Origin of the sequence: Streptomyces sp. RerS4 (assembly GCF_023515955.1) — a bacterium.
In the GTDB taxonomy this organism is placed as follows: Bacteria; Actinomycetota; Actinomycetes; order Streptomycetales; family Streptomycetaceae; genus Streptomyces.
Window position 1 is genome coordinate 2,327,144 of record NZ_CP097322.1, and the last position, 14,831, is coordinate 2,341,974.

Here is a 14,831-nt window from a genome sequence, read left to right on the forward strand (position 1 = left end):
TATGACCGTAGGAAAAGAGGAGTCCCGGATGTCGGAGAGAGGCCCCTGGGCGGCCCGCGAGCACGGACCGTCGCCCGAACCGCCCCACTCCGCCCCAGCCGAGGCCACCGCCGAGGCCCCCGCCACCCCCCTGAAGGCCGCACGCCGTACCGGACTGCTCGTCACCTTCGTCCTGGGCGGCCTGACGGCCCTCCCACCCCTCTCCATGGACATGTACCTGCCGGCCCTGCCGCAGGTCACCTCCGCCCTGCGCAGCCCGGCCGCCACGATCCAGCTCACCCTGACGGCCTGCCTCGCCGGCATGGCGCTCGGCCAGCTGGTCATCGGCCCGATGAGCGACAAGTGGGGCCGCCGCCGGCCCCTGCTCGCGGGCATGGTGGTCTACGTCCTCGCCACCGCCCTCTGCGCCCTCGCCCCGACCGCCGAGCTGCTGATCGCCTTCCGGCTGCTCCAGGGCCTGGCGGGCGCGGCCGCGATAGTGATCGCGCGCGCCGTCGTCCGCGACCTGTACGACGGCGTCGAGATGGCCCGCTTCTTCTCCACGCTGATGTTGATCTCCGGGAGCGCGCCGATCATCGCCCCGCTCATCGGCGGCCAGGTGCTGCGCTTCTCCGACTGGCGCGGCGTGTTCCTGGTCCTCACCGCCGTCGGCCTCGCGCTGACCCTGGTGGCCTGGCGCAGCCTCGGCGAGACCCTGCCGCCCGAGCGGCGCCACACCGGCGGCGTCGGCGCGGCCCTGCGGACCATGCGCGGCCTGCTCGGCGACCGGGTGTTCGCCGGCTACACCCTGGCGGGCGGCTTCGCCTTCGCCGTCCTCTTCTCCTACATCTCCGCCTCCCCCTTCGTCGTGCAGGAGATCTACGGGGCCTCCCCGCAGGCCTTCAGCCTGCTGTTCGGCCTCAACTCCGTCGGGCTCATCGCCGTCGGCCAGATCAACGGCAAGCTGCTCGTCGGCCGCGTCAGCCTGGACAAGGCCCTGGCCACCGGTCTCGCGGTGATCACCGTCGCCTCGGTGGCCCTGCTGCTGATGTCCACCGGGGTCTTCGGCGAGGTCGGGCTGGTCCCGATCGCCGCCGCGCTGTTCGTCCTGATGTCGGCGATGGGTCTGGTCCTGCCGAACACCAACGCGCAGGCGCTCATGCGCACCCCGCACGCCGCCGGATCGGCGTCCGCGCTGCTGGGCACGTCCTCCTTCCTGGTCGGGGCGATCGCCTCCCCGCTGGTCGGCATCGCGGGCGAGGACACGGCGGTGCCGATGGCGCTGGTCCAGCTGACCTGCTCACTGCTGTCGGTGGCCTGCTTCGTGCTGATGTGCCGCCCTTGGCAGACCCGCGAGCCCGCCGCCTAGGGGGTGTCTTTCGGATCAGGCCGGGCTCGCCGTGGTCGGCACCGCGCCCTGATCCGGCCTGATCCGAAAGACACCCCCTGGACCGCACGCGCGCCGCCGCTGCCGGGGCTGATTTCGCCGGCGTCAGCCGATTGCGGCCCCGCCGGCGTTTGCGGCGCGGGGTCCGGGGCGGAGCCCCGGGAAGCCCGGGGAAGCCCCGGCGGAGCCCGGGGCCGTAAACTCGGCAGGTGAACGCCTCCGCCCCCACCACCGCCGAGACCCTCCGCAGCGCCCTCGCCCGCCTGCTCGACGGGCTCCCGCAACGGCAGGCGACGGCCGCCGTCGAGCGGCTCATCGCCAACTACCGGGGGCAGACCCCGACCGACGCGCCCGTGCTGCGCGACCGCTCCGACGTGGCGGCGTACGCGGCGTACCGGATGCCCGCCACCTTCGAGGCCGTCCGGTCCGCCCTGGACGGGCTCGCGGAGGCGGCCCCGCAGTGGGCGCCCGCCTCGCACGTGGACGTCGGCGGCGGGACCGGCTCCGCGACCTGGGCGGTGGACGCCACCTGGGACGGCCCCCGCGAGACCACCGTCCTCGACTGGGCCGAGCCGGCGCTCCAGCTCGGCAAGGAGCTCGCGCAGGCCTCCCCCTCCCCCGTGCTCCGCGCGGCGGAATGGCGGCGGGCCGTCATCGGCTCCGGGCTGACGCTGCCCGACGCCGACCTGGTGACGGTCTCGTACGTACTGGGCGAGCTGACGCCCGAGGCCCGCCGGGCCGTCGTCGCCGAGGCGGCCCGCGCGGGTCGGGCGGTGGTGCTGATCGAGCCGGGCACGCCCGAGGGGTACCTGCGCATCCGCGAGGCGCGCGAGCAGCTGATCGAAGCCGGGCTGAAGGTCGCCGCGCCGTGCCCGCACGACGGGACCTGCCCCATCGAGGTCGGTCAGGACTGGTGCCACTTCTCGGCGCGGGTCAGCCGCTCCTCCCTGCACCGGCAGGTCAAGGGCGGTTCGCTGCCGTACGAGGACGAGAAGTTCAGCTACGTCGCCGCGAGCCGCTTCCCGGTCACGCCGGTCCCCTCCCGGATCACGCGCAGGCCGCAGATCCGCAAGGGGCTCGTCCTGCTCGACCTGTGCGGTCCCGAGGAGGGCCCCGGCGCGGGCCTGTCCCGGGCCACCGTGACGAAGCGCCACGGCGACCTCTACAAGGCGGCCCGGGACGCCGACTGGGGCCAGGAGTGGCCCCCGGCCTCACGCGGTTAAGACGCGGCCCGGTCAGGCGGCGCCGGGCGCAGTTCCTGCGTGCAGCACTTCACGCTGCCGCCGCCCTTGAGCAGCTCGCCCAGGTCCATCGGCACCGGCTCGAACCCCCGCTCGCGCAGCGGGGCGAGCAGTCCGGTCGCGGCCTGGGGCATCACCACGTGCCGGCCGTCGCAGACGGAGTTGAGCCCGAAGGCGGCCGCGTCCGCCGCGTCCACGAGCAGGGCGTCCGGGAAGAGCCGGCGCAGGACGGCCCGGCTGCCCGCCGAGAAGGCCTCGGGGTGGTACATGATCTCGTCGCCGTCGAGCACGCACAGCGCCGTGTCCAGGTGGTAGAAGCGCGGGTCCACCAGGTCCAGGCCGATGACGGGGCGTCCGAAGAACTCCTGGGCCTCGTCGTGGGAGAGCGGGCTGGAGCGGAAACCGCGCCCCGCCAGGATGTAGGTGGCCGTGACGGCGAAGTCCCCCTCGCCCTCGTTGATGTGCGAGGGCTCGTGGATCTCCGTGAAGCCGTGCGCCCGGAACCAGTCGAGGTGGATCTCCGCCTCGGCGGACCGTTCCGGGTAGGCGAAGCGGGCGCCGAGGACCTTGCCGTCGACGACGAGGGCGCCGTTCGCGGCGAAGACCATGTCGGGCAGCCCGGGATCGGGGACGAGGGTCTCGACGGTGTGACCGAGGGCGCGGTAGCGGTCCCGCAGGTCTTCCCACTGGGCGTGTGCGAGGGGCAGGTCCACCGGTTTCGTGGGGTCCATCCACGGGTTGATGGAGTACGTGACCTTGAAGTGTGCGGGTGGGCACATCAGGTAGCGCCGGGGTGTGGCGTCTCTGCGCAAAGAAAGCTCCTCACGACTCTCGTGACTCCTACGACATCACGACGATGTGAAGAGAATCGTCCCTCCTGGGACCTGACCGCGCAGTGAACTGATCGGGTGGTTTGGGGAATGGCTGGAAGACGATACGTCTCGCACCGATACTGACCGTATGAACAAGTCTCCCGACGCCACCCGCCGCAGCGACCGCTCCCGCCGCGCCATCCTCGACGCCGCCCTCGCCCTGGTCGGCGAGGTCGGCTACAACAAGCTCACCATCGAGGCGATCGCCGCCCGCGCGGGCGTCGGCAAGCAGACCATCTACCGCTGGTGGCCCTCGAAGGCGGCCGTGCTGCTCGACGCCTCCCTGGCGCTGGCCGGCGACGCCGCATCCGCAGGCGACTGGACGGGCTTCCCCGACACCGGCGACCTCGCGGCCGACCTGAAGACCGTTCTGCGGGCCACAGTGGACGAGTTCCGCGACGAGAAGTACGAGGCCCCCGCACGCGCCCTGACCGCCGCCGGGGCGACCGACCCGGAGCTGGGCGCCCGCTTCAACGAGCAGCTGCTGGAGCCGCAGCTCGCGCTCTACGAGGCCCGCCTGCGCACGGCGCGCGACGCCGGCCGGCTCCCGGCGGACACCGATCTGCGTCTGGTGGTGGAGATGCTGCTGGGCCCGTTGACGTACCGGTGGCTGCTGCGGACCGGGCCGCTGACGCACGCGTTCGCGGACGCGGTGGTGGACGGCGTCCTGGCCGGGCTCCCGGCCGGGCCGAACGGCGTGGGAAACGTCACCGACGCCCGCCGATAGCCCGTGTCGGGTCCCCCGATCGGGGGGCGCGGTCATCCGGGGCTCAGGATGGTGGGACCATGGAACGGTCTGCCGGGGCAACGGTGAGGTGAGGGGATAGATGGGGTCTGAGTCCGGCCGCGTCAAACGCGGCGAGCAGAGCAGGATTTCGCAGTGGCTGCGCCGCCGCTCGAAACCCGCCGCCGAAGACCCCGCCCGGCAGCGCGAGGCGCTCCTTCTGGCCGTCGCCGCCGCGGGCCTGCCGATCGCCCCCGCCGCCCATCCCGCCGGCTACCGCTGTTCGTGCGACCGCATCGGCTGTCCCACACCCGCGCGCCACCCCGTCTCGTTCGCCTGGCAGACCCAGTCGACCACCGACCGCGCGCAGATCGAACGCTGGGCGCGCAGCCAGCCCCAGGCCAACTTCATCACCGCGACCGGCATGGTCCACGACGTCCTCGACGTCCCGCTGGAGGCCGGGCGCAGCGCGCTGGAACGGCTGCTGGCCGCCGGGATCGACGTCGGCCCGGTCGCCGAATCCGGTGGTACGGGGGACCAGGCCCGGATGCTCTTCTTCACCGCGACCCGGGGCACCCCCGAGGACGAGGACGAGTGGTGGCCCTGCGAACTGGACTGCCACCCCGAGACGATGGACGAGCACCCCGGCCTGCGCTGGCACTGCCGCGGCAGCTACGTCCTCCTCCCCCCGGCGACCCTCCCGGGCGACTTCACGGTGACCTGGCTCCGCGACCCCCACCACCCCCTCCCGGACCCCCTCACCCTCCTGGAAACCCTCACCGACGCCTGCGCCACCCACGCGGGCACGACCCCCTCCGCAGCAGCCTGGCCCCTGACCCGCTGACCCCAGCCCCGCCGGCACCCTCCAGCCCCGCCGGCGCTTGAGGCGCGGGGGCGCGGGGGCAGAGCCCCCGCAAGCGGGTCCGGGGGATGGAGGAAGGGCGGGGCGGGGAGCAAAGCACCGCGCAGCGGCCCCCCGCAGGGGCCCGGCGTCAGTGGATCCGGCTTACGACCACGTCGAGGGACCAGGCCCGCCCGGCCTTCGCGGGCGCCTCCGCCTCGACCACATACCCCAGATCCCGCAGCGCGACCACCAGCTCCGCCGGCCCCGCCGGCACGGCCCCCGCGAGCAACAGATCCCGCACCAACCGCCCCTTCGTCGCCTTGTTGAAGTGGCTCACCACCGACCGCTTCTCCACCCCGTCCACGACCCGCGCATGCAGCACCCGCACCGTCGCCGTCCGCCCGGCGACCTCCCCCTTCGGCTTCCACGCCGCCCCGTACGCCGCCGACCGCAGGTCCAGCACCAGCCCGTCGCCCGCGACCTCCGGCATGACCTCCGCCATCGGCCCTCGCCAGTACGCCCCCAGCGCGCCCAGCCCCGGCAGCTTGACCCCCATCGACAGCCGGTACGACGGGATCCGGTCGGTCGGCCGCACCGCGCCCCACAGCCCCGAGAAGACCATCAACGACCGGTCCGCCGCCGCCCGCGCCGCCCCCGGCAGGCCCGCCAGGTCCAAGGCGTCGTACAGCACACCGGTGTAGATCTCCGCCGCCGGGCGGGCGGGCGCGGTCCGCAGTTCGGCGTTCTTCAAGACCTCGCCGCGCAACCCCTCGCCGATGCCGAGCACCTCGCGCGCCTTCAGCTCGTCGGCCCCGCACAGCTCGACGAGTTCCGCGAGGACGCTCGTACGCGCGTCCGCCAGGCCCGGCAGGGACAGGGAATCGAGCTCCAGCGGTGCGCCGGAGCCGCCGGCGGCCTTTCCCTCGGAGGGCGGCAGCAGCACGAGCACGGTGGTTCTCCTTCAGTACGGCGGTACACAGAGCGAGGGGTGCGGCCCCCCAGTCAGGGTAGTCGCCGCGCCACGCCCCACCCGCTGCCCGGCACCCGGCGGGACTTTCCCGGCACATCGCCCGCGCAAGCCCTACGCTCGACCCATGCCACGCCGCCACATGCACATGACCGGCGCAGAAGGGGCTGCCCTGCGGGCCGCGCTGCGTGAACTGCGGACGCGACTGGGACTGCCCGAGGCGTTCCCACCGGAAGTCCTCGCCGAGGCCGAGCGAGCGGCGACGAGAACGGCCACGCCAACACCCACACCCACACCCACCCCCGCCACGGCCGACGCCACCGACCTCCCCCTCTTCACCATCGACCCGCCGACCTCCGTCGACCTCGACCAGGCCATGCACCTGGCCCGGCGCCCCGGCGGCGGCTACCGCGTCCACTACGCGATCGCCGACGTCGCCGCGTTCGTCACCCCGGGCGGCCCCCTCGACGCCGAGGCCCACCGACGCGTCACCACGCTCTACCTCCCCGACGGGAAGATCCCCCTGCACCCGACGGTGCTCTCGGAGAGCGCGGCAAGCCTGTTGCCGGACCGGACCCGTCCGGCGCTCCTGTGGCGGCTCGACCTGGACGCCGACGGCCGCGTCGAGCACACCGATGTCCGCCGGGCCCTGGTGCGCAGCCGGGCCAAGCTCGACTACGACGGCGTCCAGAAGGCCATCGACACCGGCACCGCCGAGGAGCCCGTGGCCCTGCTCAAGGCCATCGGCACCCTGCGCGAGGCCCTGGAGGCCGAACGCGGCGGGGTTTCCCTGAGCGTCCCCGAACAGGAGGTCGTCGAGCGCGCCGGCCGCTACGCCCTGGCCTACCGGTTGCCGCTGCCCGCCAACGGCTGGAACGCGCAGATCTCCCTGATGACCGGGATGGCCGCCGCCGACCTCATGCTGGCCTCCGGCACCGGAATCCTGCGCACCCTGCCCGTCGCCCCCGACGGCGCGGTCGGGCGGCTGCGGCGCGCGGCGAAGGCCCTGCGGATCGACTGGCCGCACCACGTCCCGTACGCGGCGCTCGTCCGCTCCCTGGATCCGCGCCTACCCGCGCACGCCGCGTTCCTCCAGGAGTGCACCACCCTGCTGCGGGGCGCCGGCTACACGGTCTTCACCGACGGCCACACCCCCGACCCGGCCCTGCACGCGGCGGTCGCGGCGCCGTACGCCCACTGCACGGCGCCGCTGCGGCGCCTCGTCGACCGCTACACCGGCGAGCTGTGCGTGGCGGCGGTGGCGGGGGCACGGCCGCCGGAGTGGGTGACGGCGGCCCTGGAAGCGCTGCCGGGCGAGATGGCGGCGGGCACGCGGCTCGCGAACGCGGTCGAGCGTGAGTGCGTGGACCTGGTGGAGGCGGCCCTGCTGAAGGACCGCGTCGGCGAGACCTTCGAGGCGACGGTGATCGACGTCAAGGAGCACGAGCCCCGGGTCGGCACCGTCCACCTGGAGGAGCCCGCCGTGGTCGGCCGCGTCGAGTCCGGCTCGGCCGACCTCCCCCTCGGGGACCGGATCCGAGTCCGCCTGACCCGCGCCGACCCGGGCACGTCGAAGATCCTCTTCGCCACCGCCTAGACACCGCCTAGGGTGCTGCCGGCTGCCGTAGGGCGGTGACCAGGGTGCGGGGGTCGTCGGCGTGGAAGCGGATCGTACGGGCCGTGGCGCGGGCGCCGAGCGGCCGGCGGAACTCCAGCGGGCGGGTGAGCTCCAGCGTCACCGTGGTCTGGCTGCCCACGATCAGGTCGAGCACCCCGTCCTGCGACAGCGTCACCAGCCGCCCCTGCGGGTAGCGGCGGTCCACCCGGGCCGAGGCCACCGCGTCCGGCGGGACGGTGAGGTCGAACAGGGCCCCGTAGCGGATCCGCAGCGTCCCGTCGGGGCGCAGCACGTGCGGGCGCGTGACGCAGGCGGCGTGCAGGGCGAGGAACAGCAGCACGCCGTAGACGTCGAGGACGAGCACCACCCGCTCCACGGCGGGCCAGGGGATCAGCACGGCCAGGGCGACCGTCTCGATCACCGACACGAAGACGAGCCCGTACATCATGGCCGTCTGGGGTCCGGTGTACGCGGCGGCGAGGTCGCCGGGCCGCGCCCCGTGCGGGCGGCGCACCACCCAGCGTCCGAGGGAGGCCATGGCCCGCAGCTCGTGCAGCATGATCCGCTCGACCGCCGTCGGGACCACGGCCCGTACGGCCTCCAGGCCGGCGGCGCGCGGTGCGGCGCCCCGGGCGCGGGCGGCGGCGTAGAGGGACCGCAGGGTCCACGCCTGGAGCAGCAGGACGCCGAGCACCACCACCTCGGCGGCGGCCGGCGCCCACCCCGGCAGCCGTACCCCGGAGACCAGGAAGAGTACGAGGACCAGCTCGCCCGGTATCACGGCGGCGATCGTCCAGCGGGCGATCCGAACGGCGCTCACCGTCGGCCCCCGTCCACGAACGCCTCCATGACGAGGGCGACGACGCGCGCCTGCGCGGGGGCGTAGTCGGCGAGCAGCGCCTCCTTGAAGCCCTCGGCCACGACGGTCTCGCGGGCGTCGGTCCGGATCGCCGCGAGGACCTCGGCGGGGACGGCGGCGATCAGCTCGGCGGCGAGCGGGCCGATGCGGGGGTCGTCGACGGGGGCGTCGGCCAGCGCGTCGAGGCGTTCGTAGAGGGCGAGCACGGCGGGGTCGGCGGCGAGCGGGCCGAGCAGGGCGTACAGCTCCTCGCCGCCGGCGCCGGTGGCGTCGAGCAGGGTGAGGTGCTCGCGGTCCTTCGCGGCGGACGGCGACGCGGTGGGCGGCGCCTTGGCCAGCAGCGCGGCGAGCGCCGGGGAGACGGGTTCGCCGTCCCCCGGCTCGGCGGCGAGCAGCACGGCGAGCCGGCGCCGGCGTTCGGCCAGTTCGGCCTGCTGCCGGGAGAGGTCGGCGTCGAGTTCCTCCAGTACGTCGGCCAGGTCGCGCCCCGCGTCGTCCGCGAGGACGTCGCGCACCTCGTCGAGGCTCAGCCCGAGCTCGGTCAGCCGCCGCACCCGGGCCAGGAGTACGGCGTCGCGCACGCTGTAGGCGCGGTAGCCGTTGGGCCGCCGCGGCGGTTCGGGGAGCAGCCCGACATGGTGGTAGTGCCGGACGGCCCGGGTGGTGAGCCCGACCAGCGCGGCGATCTCTCCGATACGCATGACCTCAGTAGAAACCCTGCCGCTGCGTCAAGGTCAAGCGGCGCTGCCGCCCCCGGGTAACATGGCCACCACGACAGACGAGTCGGCCGGGCGGCCGCGTCGGGATCCCCGGATCCCGCCGAGGAACGTCCGGGCTCCACAGGGCAGGGTGGTGGGTAACGCCCACCCGGGGTGACCCGCGGGACAGTGCCACAGAAAACAGACCGCCGGGGGCTTCGGCCCTCGGTAAGGGTGAAACGGTGGTGTAAGAGACCACCAGCGCCTGAGGTGACTCAGGCGGCTAGGTAAACCCCACCCGGAGCAAGGTCAAGAGGATCCGTCCCCGGACGGGTCTGCGCGAACGCTTGAGGGCTGCCCGCCCGATGTTCGCGGGTAGACCGCACGAGGCCGGCGGCAACGCCGGTCCTAGATGGATGGCCGTCTCCCCGGCGACCGCGAGGTCCCCGGGCGACAGAACCCGGCGTACAGGCCGACTCGTCTGCCCTGCGGGCTCCTGACCTGGTCAGGAGCCCGCTTTTTCATGATCAGCCCAGGGCCTGGGGAGGCTTCGGGGGGTTCCCCGCACACCCGCACACGTCGCGCCCCTCGCAGACCGAGGACTGGTACGGTAAACCCGTACGACTCATGCCGTACCGATGATGCCTACCCGGGAGGTCAGCCATGCCGATCTCGGCGAACGAGGCCCGCACCCGCTTCTACCCGTTGATCCGGCAGGTCAACGAGGATCACGAACCGATAGAGGTCACCTCCCGCGAGCACGGCGATGTCGTCATCATGTCCGCCGAGGACTTCCGGTCCTGGCAGGAGACGGTCTACCTCCTGCGTTCGCCCCGCAACGCGCAGATCCTCATGGAGTCCATCGCCGAGCTCGACGCCGGCCACGGGCAGGCGCGTGAACTCGTCGAAACGACGGATGACGCGGAGTCCGCCGCGTGAAGGTGGTGTTCTCCAGCCGTGCGTGGGACCAGTACACCTACTGGACGACGGCCGATCCGAAGATCCTCAAGAGGATCAATCGGCTGATCAAGGAGATTCAGCGAACACCGTTCGAAGGCGCCGGGAAGCCCGAACCGCTCAAGGAGAGCCTCTCCGGATGGTGGTCCCGGCGCATCACGGACGAGCACCGTCTCGTCTACCGGATCAGGGACGAGGCCGTCGAAATCGCGCAGGCGCGGTACCACTACTGAGCCAGGGGGTGTCGTTCGGAGCAGGCCGGGCTCGCCGGCCTGCTCCGAAAGACACCCCCTAGCGCAGGTGGGAGGTGTCGTTCAGGAGGCGCAGGGACGTGTTGCCGTCGGCGTAGTAGGCGACCGCCGAGAGGGAGGCGGCGGAGAGTTCCATCTTGAACAGGGACTCCGGCGGCGCGCCGAGGGCGAGGCGGACCAGGGTCTTGACCGGGGTCACGTGCGTGACCAGCAGGACCGTGCGGCCCGCGTGGGCGGCCAGGAGGCGGTCGCGGGTGGCGGAGACCCGGCGGGTCACGGCGGCGAAGCTCTCGCCGCCGCCGGTGGGGGCGGCCTTCGGGGAGTCCAGCCACGCCTGGAGGTCGTCCGGGAAGCGTTCCCGTACCTCGGCGAAGGTCAGGCCCTCCCAGGCACCGAAGTCCGTTTCGCGCAGGCCCTCTTCGACCGTGACCGGCAGTCCGAGGCGGTCCGCGACGGCCTGGGCGGTCTCCCGGCAGCGGCGCAGCGGTGAGGTGACGACGGCCTGTACGGTGCCCCGCGCGGCCAGCGCCTCGGCGACGGCCGCGGCCTGGCGGCGGCCGGCCGGGGACAGCTCGGGGTCGGTGCCGCCGCTGCCGGAGAAACGCTTCTGCGGAGTCAGGGCGGTCTCGCCGTGGCGCAGCAGCACGAAGGTGGCGGGCGCACCCATGTCCGGGCCCCACCCCTGCCCCTGGGCGGGGGTCGTGGAGGCGTGCCGGTCGGCCCGGTCGCGCGGCGGCGCCGGCTGCGCGGCGCGCTCCGCCGCGGCGGGGCCGGGCTCCGCGAACAGGGTGTCGGCCACCGCCTCCGCCGGCGCGGCACCACCGGCGCGGGCGGGCGCCGCCCCGGCCACGGGGCCGCAGCGGTCGTGGCGATCGCGGCCGCCGCCTCGGCGCCACCGGTGCGGGCGGGCGCCGCCCCGGCCACCGGGGCCGCGGCGGTCGCCGCCGGCGCGGAGCCGCCGGGCGGTCTGGCGGCGGCCAGGGCCGCGCGGGCCGCCGCGGCGCCCTTCGCCGCGTCCCCCGGAGGGCCCGCCGGCGGGTGGGCCAGGGCGCGGGCCGCCGAGGTGTCCAGGGCGGCCGTGGAGGCGGACGGTTCCCACTCGCGGCCGAGCCGGCCCGCGTCCATCGCCTCGTTGGCGAGCCGGTCCGCGTGCTTGTTGCGCTCGCGCGGGATCCACTCGTAGGTGACCTGCGCGCGCGGGAAGATCGTCGCGGCCTCGGCGGCGAGCGGCTTCATGTCGGGGTGCTTGATCTTCCAGCGGCCCGACATCTGCTCGACGACGAGCTTGGAGTCCATGCGGACCCGGACCTCGGCGTCCGCCGCCAGTTCGCGCGCCGCCTTGAGGCCGGCGATCAGGCCCTTGTACTCGGCGACGTTGTTCGTCGCGACGCCGATGTACTCGGCGCGTTCGGCGAGCGTCTCACCCGTCGCCGGGTCGCTGACGACCGCGCCGTAGCCGGCGGGCCCCGGGTTGCCCCGGGACCCGCCGTCCGCCTCCACGACGAAACGCGGCATCAGATGCCCGAGTCCGCCGCACGGACCAGGATGCGGCCGCAGTTCTCGTGTCGGACGACCTGGTTGGCCGCGGCGGCCTTGATCTCGTTGACCTCGGCCATGTCCAGCTCCAGCCGGCAGCCCTCGCAGCGGCGCTGGTAGAGGCGCGCGGCGCCGACACCGCCCTGCTTGGCGCGGATCTTCTCGTACAGGCCCATCAGGTCGGCCGGCATGGACGCGACGATGACCTCGCGGTCCTTGGTGATCTTCGCGGCCTCTGCATCGATCTCGCCGGTGGCGGCGTCGCGGCGCGCGGTGGCGTCGGCGAGCTTGGCCTCCAGCGCGGAGACGCGCTCGGTCAGCTCGGTGACGCGCTCCTGCGCGGACTCCAGCCGCTCCATGACCTCCAGGACCACGTCCTCCAGGTCACCCTGCCGCTTGGCGAGGGAGACGACCTCGCTCTGGAGGTTGGCCAGGTCCCGGGCCGAGATGCCGACGCCGGAGTCCAGCCGCTGCTGGTCGCGGGCCGCGCGCTGCCGCACCTGGTCGACGTCCTGCTCCGCCTTGGTCTGCTCGCGGGCCGCGTCGCTGGCCTGGGTCTGGGCGGCGACGAGCAGGTCACGCTGCTGGGCGAGGTCCTTGGTCAGGGAGTCGACCTCGGCGTGCTCCGGCAGCGACTTGCGCTTGTGGGCGAGCTGAGACAGCCGGACGTCCAAGGCCTGGACGTCGAGAAGTCGGATCTGGTCGGCGGGCTCGGCGTTCAGTTGGGGGCTCCTGAGTGAGAAGGGGGTGTGACGGACGGCGCGTGCGCCGTCCAGGGGTCGGTGACCGTGCGCGAGACGTGGGTCCGCAGACCCCAGCCGTGGCGCTCGGAGATCGCGTCGAGCTCGGCGGCGGCCTGCTCGCACCAGGGCCATTCGGTGGCCCAGTGGGCGGCGTCGACGAGGGCGAGCGGGGACTGCTCGCGCGCCTCGGACACCGGGTGGTGGCGCAGGTCGGCGGTGAGGAAGGCGTCCACGCCGGCGGCGCGGACCTCGGCGAACAGGCTGTCGCCGGAGCCGCCGCTGACGGCGACGGTACGGATCAACGCGTCGGGGTCGCCGGCGGCGCGGATGCCCTGCGCGGTCCGGGGCAGCCGGGCGGCGGCGCGGGCGGCGAACTCGCGCAGGGTCTCGGGGTGGTCCAGTTCGCAGATCCGGCCGAGGCCCCGGCGGCCCGTCGGGTCGGTGGGGTCGGGCACGAGCGGGCCGGTGACCCGCAGGTCGAGGGCGCCGGCGAGGGCGTCGGAGACGCCGGGATCGGCGGTGTCGGCGTTGGTGTGGGCGACGTGCAGCGCGATGTCGTTCTTGATCAGCGTGTGCACGACGCGGCCCTTGAAGGTGCCCGCCTCGACGGTCGTGGTGCCGCGCAGATAGAGGGGGTGGTGGGTGACGAGCAGGTCGGCGCCCAGCTTCACGGCTTCGTCGACGACGTCCTGCACGGGGTCCACGGCGAACAGGACGCGGGAGACCTCGGCGTCGGGATCGCCGCAGACGGTCCCGACGGCGTCCCACTGCTCGGCCCGCGAGGGGGGCCAGAGGGCGTCCAGCGCGGCGATGACTTCATGGAGACGGGGCACAGGCCAAGGCTACCGTCCGTGGCGACCGACCGGCCTGCCCCTACCGACCCCTGGCGCGCAGCGCGCGGACCTACCCCAAAACCCCCGATATGCAACAGCACAATCGCGCCCTTCGGAACAGCCGAATCGCGGCGCGGCCACCCGTACGTGTGAAGCCTGTGAGGTCGTGTGGTTCGGCAGGAAGTGCGAAAACTAGCTTCCTCCCCGGAGGTGACGGCCCGGATGACTGTCTGTGCCACCGAGATCGAGACGACGACCACCGCCCCGTTCACGATCGCCGCCGACGGGGCCTACGCCGCGCGGCTGGCCGGGGAGGGCGAGGCGCGCTACCCCGAGCGCTGGACGCTGGGCGGGCCGGAACCGTACGCGGTACCGCTGCCGCTGGCGCAGCCGGAGGAGGCCGACAGCGAGGTGCTCCCGCTGGCCGACGGGCGGGTGCTGATCCACCGCCGGGTGGCCGAAAGCCACGCCTTCGCGCTGCTGTACCCCTCGGGCGGCGCCGCCGGCGGGCCGTGCACCGGGCAGCTCCAGATCGGCTCGATCGAAGCGGAGGAGGGGCTACGGGTCCACCTGCTGCCCCCGGCTCCGGACGGGCGCGGGGCCTACGCCCTGGCCGTGGGGCCCGCCGGCAGCACCGTCTGGCGGATCACCGGCGGACCGTCCTCCGCCGGACCCGAACGGGCCGCCGTACTGCCGGGCCGCTGCTCCGGCGGGGTCTGGCTGGACCGTACGGGCCGGCTGCTGGCGCTGGACCAGGAACGCGACGGCCGCACCAAGGCCGTCGTCGTGGACCTGGACCGCGCCGGCGAGGTCACCCCGCTGCTCCAGATCGCCGACGACAGCGACGACCGGCTCCTGCTGGCCGCCCCCGACAGCGGACTCCTGGTGATCCGCTCGAACGCCGCCGGCGAGGACCGCCTCGGCTGGGGCGTCCTGGGCAGCGCCCGCCCGGTCCGCTTCCCGGAGTGCCTGCGCATCGAGGACGCGCACCCCTTCGCGGTCCAGCCCGGCCAGGTCCTGATGCCGGAGACGTGCGGGGTCGCGCTGCGCGTCGGCGCGGACGGCATCGCCCTGTGGCGCCCCGCCGACCGCCACGTGTTCCGGCTCGGCGCGCCGACCGGCTGGCTGGGCACCGGCCTGTGGAGCGCGGAAGGCCGCCTGCACCTCCCGTACGCCACCCCGGACGCGCCCTGCGGCCTGGTGGGCCTGACCCAACCGGTCGCCCCGCCGCCGCCCCTCCACCTGGACCGACCTCCCACGCCGGTCCGCCCGGTCCCGCTCCAGCAGGCCCCCCTGGGCTGAGGGGGCCTGCCGCGAAACGC

14 protein-coding genes, 1 other RNA gene and 1 pseudogene are annotated in these 14,831 nt (G+C 74.1%); 9 read left to right on the top strand and 7 right to left on the bottom strand.

What is annotated here, in order from left to right; all coding sequences use genetic code 11:
• The first annotated feature begins 28 nt into the window (after positions 1-28).
• Together M4D82_RS10665 and M4D82_RS10670 are read left to right on the top strand one after the other, a co-directional pair.
• Entirely contained in the window at positions 29-1,348 is a 1,320-nt protein-coding gene (locus tag M4D82_RS10665; protein ID WP_249765817.1) for a multidrug effflux MFS transporter, read from the top strand.
• A gap of 227 nt (positions 1,349-1,575) precedes the next feature.
• Positions 1,576-2,589 (top strand): small ribosomal subunit Rsm22 family protein, encoded by a 1,014-nt coding sequence (locus M4D82_RS10670; RefSeq protein ID WP_249765818.1) that lies wholly within the window; start codon positions 1,576-1,578, stop codon positions 2,587-2,589.
• Here M4D82_RS10670 and ddaH read toward each other — a convergent pair.
• Positions 2,586-3,419, bottom strand: coding sequence for a dimethylargininase (gene ddaH / locus M4D82_RS10675; protein ID WP_249765819.1), 834 nt, complete (start codon positions 3,417-3,419; stop codon positions 2,586-2,588). The two genes, M4D82_RS10670 and ddaH, sit on opposite strands and share 4 nt — an antisense overlap.
• Positions 3,420-3,567: 148 nt before the next feature.
• Between ddaH and M4D82_RS10680 the strand changes: the two genes are divergently transcribed.
• Together M4D82_RS10680 and M4D82_RS10685 are read left to right on the top strand one after the other, a co-directional pair.
• Positions 3,568-4,206, top strand: a complete 639-nt coding sequence (locus M4D82_RS10680) for a TetR/AcrR family transcriptional regulator (RefSeq protein WP_249765820.1) — start codon at positions 3,568-3,570, stop codon at positions 4,204-4,206.
• A 100-nt stretch (positions 4,207-4,306) separates the two neighbouring features.
• On the top strand, positions 4,307-5,047 hold the full coding sequence (locus M4D82_RS10685; protein ID WP_249765821.1) for a bifunctional DNA primase/polymerase: 741 nt from the start codon (positions 4,307-4,309) through the stop codon (positions 5,045-5,047).
• A gap of 148 nt (positions 5,048-5,195) precedes the next feature.
• Here the strand turns inward: M4D82_RS10685 and yaaA are convergent, their stop codons facing one another.
• Positions 5,196-5,996: a peroxide stress protein YaaA gene (gene yaaA, locus M4D82_RS10690; RefSeq protein ID WP_249765822.1), complete on the bottom strand. Its 801-nt coding sequence runs from the start codon at positions 5,994-5,996 to the stop codon at positions 5,196-5,198.
• A gap of 145 nt (positions 5,997-6,141) precedes the next feature.
• On the opposite strand from yaaA, the gene M4D82_RS10695 reads away from it, so the two are divergent.
• On the top strand, positions 6,142-7,611 hold the full coding sequence (locus M4D82_RS10695; protein ID WP_249765823.1) for an RNB domain-containing ribonuclease: 1,470 nt from the start codon (positions 6,142-6,144) through the stop codon (positions 7,609-7,611).
• Positions 7,612-7,618: 7 nt separating this feature from the next.
• Here the strand turns inward: M4D82_RS10695 and M4D82_RS10700 are convergent, their stop codons facing one another.
• Both M4D82_RS10700 and M4D82_RS10705 read right to left on the bottom strand, forming a co-directional pair.
• Positions 7,619-8,452: a hypothetical protein gene (locus tag M4D82_RS10700; protein WP_249765824.1), complete on the bottom strand. Its 834-nt coding sequence runs from the start codon at positions 8,450-8,452 to the stop codon at positions 7,619-7,621.
• Entirely contained in the window at positions 8,449-9,192 is a 744-nt protein-coding gene (locus tag M4D82_RS10705) for a MerR family transcriptional regulator (protein ID WP_249765825.1), read from the bottom strand. The genes M4D82_RS10700 and M4D82_RS10705 overlap by 4 nt, the downstream gene beginning before the upstream one ends.
• 78 nt (positions 9,193-9,270) lie before the next feature.
• Between M4D82_RS10705 and rnpB the strand changes: the two genes are divergently transcribed.
• The 3 genes from rnpB to M4D82_RS10720 all read left to right on the top strand — a co-directional run bounded on the left by rnpB (position 9,271) and on the right by M4D82_RS10720 (position 10,379).
• An RNA gene (gene rnpB, locus M4D82_RS10710) (RNase P RNA component class A) lies at positions 9,271-9,673 on the top strand.
• Positions 9,674-9,852: 179 nt separating this feature from the next.
• The gene (locus tag M4D82_RS10715; RefSeq protein WP_249765826.1) at positions 9,853-10,128 is read left to right on the top strand and encodes a type II toxin-antitoxin system Phd/YefM family antitoxin; all 276 of its coding nucleotides are present in this window, start codon (positions 9,853-9,855) and stop codon (positions 10,126-10,128) included.
• The gene (locus M4D82_RS10720; protein ID WP_249765827.1) at positions 10,125-10,379 is read left to right on the top strand and encodes a Txe/YoeB family addiction module toxin; all 255 of its coding nucleotides are present in this window, start codon (positions 10,125-10,127) and stop codon (positions 10,377-10,379) included. The genes M4D82_RS10715 and M4D82_RS10720 overlap by 4 nt, the downstream gene beginning before the upstream one ends.
• A gap of 58 nt (positions 10,380-10,437) precedes the next feature.
• On the opposite strand, the pseudogene M4D82_RS10725 reads toward M4D82_RS10720, so the two are convergent.
• The 3 genes and pseudogenes from M4D82_RS10725 to M4D82_RS10735 form a co-directional block, all read right to left on the bottom strand.
• Positions 10,438-11,912: pseudogene (locus M4D82_RS10725) on the bottom strand (bifunctional RNase H/acid phosphatase).
• The gene (locus tag M4D82_RS10730) at positions 11,912-12,655 is read right to left on the bottom strand and encodes a zinc ribbon domain-containing protein (protein ID WP_249771678.1); all 744 of its coding nucleotides are present in this window, start codon (positions 12,653-12,655) and stop codon (positions 11,912-11,914) included. Before M4D82_RS10730 ends, M4D82_RS10725 begins: the two are co-directional and overlap by 1 nt.
• On the bottom strand, positions 12,652-13,509 hold the full coding sequence (locus tag M4D82_RS10735; RefSeq protein ID WP_249765828.1) for a Nif3-like dinuclear metal center hexameric protein: 858 nt from the start codon (positions 13,507-13,509) through the stop codon (positions 12,652-12,654). The genes M4D82_RS10730 and M4D82_RS10735 overlap by 4 nt, the downstream gene beginning before the upstream one ends.
• A gap of 222 nt (positions 13,510-13,731) precedes the next feature.
• Here M4D82_RS10735 and M4D82_RS10740 point away from each other — a divergent pair, with 222 nt between their 5' ends.
• Complete coding sequence (locus M4D82_RS10740; protein WP_249765829.1) at positions 13,732-14,811, top strand: hypothetical protein; 1,080 nt, start codon at positions 13,732-13,734, stop codon at positions 14,809-14,811.
• The last annotated feature ends 20 nt before the right edge of the window (positions 14,812-14,831 follow it).

What these genes read in the sequence shown, in the direction of transcription:
- M4D82_RS10680 (WP_249765820.1), top strand. Translation starts at nt 3,568, where the DNA reads ATGAACAAGTCTCCCGACGCCACCCGCCGCAGCGACCGCTCCCGCCGC.
- M4D82_RS10740 (WP_249765829.1), top strand. Translation starts at nt 13,732, where the DNA reads ATGACTGTCTGTGCCACCGAGATCGAGACGACGACCACCGCCCCGTTC.
- M4D82_RS10685 (WP_249765821.1), top strand. Translation starts at nt 4,307, where the DNA reads ATGGGGTCTGAGTCCGGCCGCGTCAAACGCGGCGAGCAGAGCAGGATT.
- M4D82_RS10695 (WP_249765823.1), top strand. Translation starts at nt 6,142, where the DNA reads ATGCCACGCCGCCACATGCACATGACCGGCGCAGAAGGGGCTGCCCTG.
- M4D82_RS10665 (WP_249765817.1), top strand. Translation starts at nt 29, where the DNA reads ATGTCGGAGAGAGGCCCCTGGGCGGCCCGCGAGCACGGACCGTCGCCC.
- M4D82_RS10705 (WP_249765825.1), bottom strand. Translation starts at nt 9,192, where the DNA reads ATGCGTATCGGAGAGATCGCCGCGCTGGTCGGGCTCACCACCCGGGCC.
- M4D82_RS10715 (WP_249765826.1), top strand. Translation starts at nt 9,853, where the DNA reads ATGCCGATCTCGGCGAACGAGGCCCGCACCCGCTTCTACCCGTTGATC.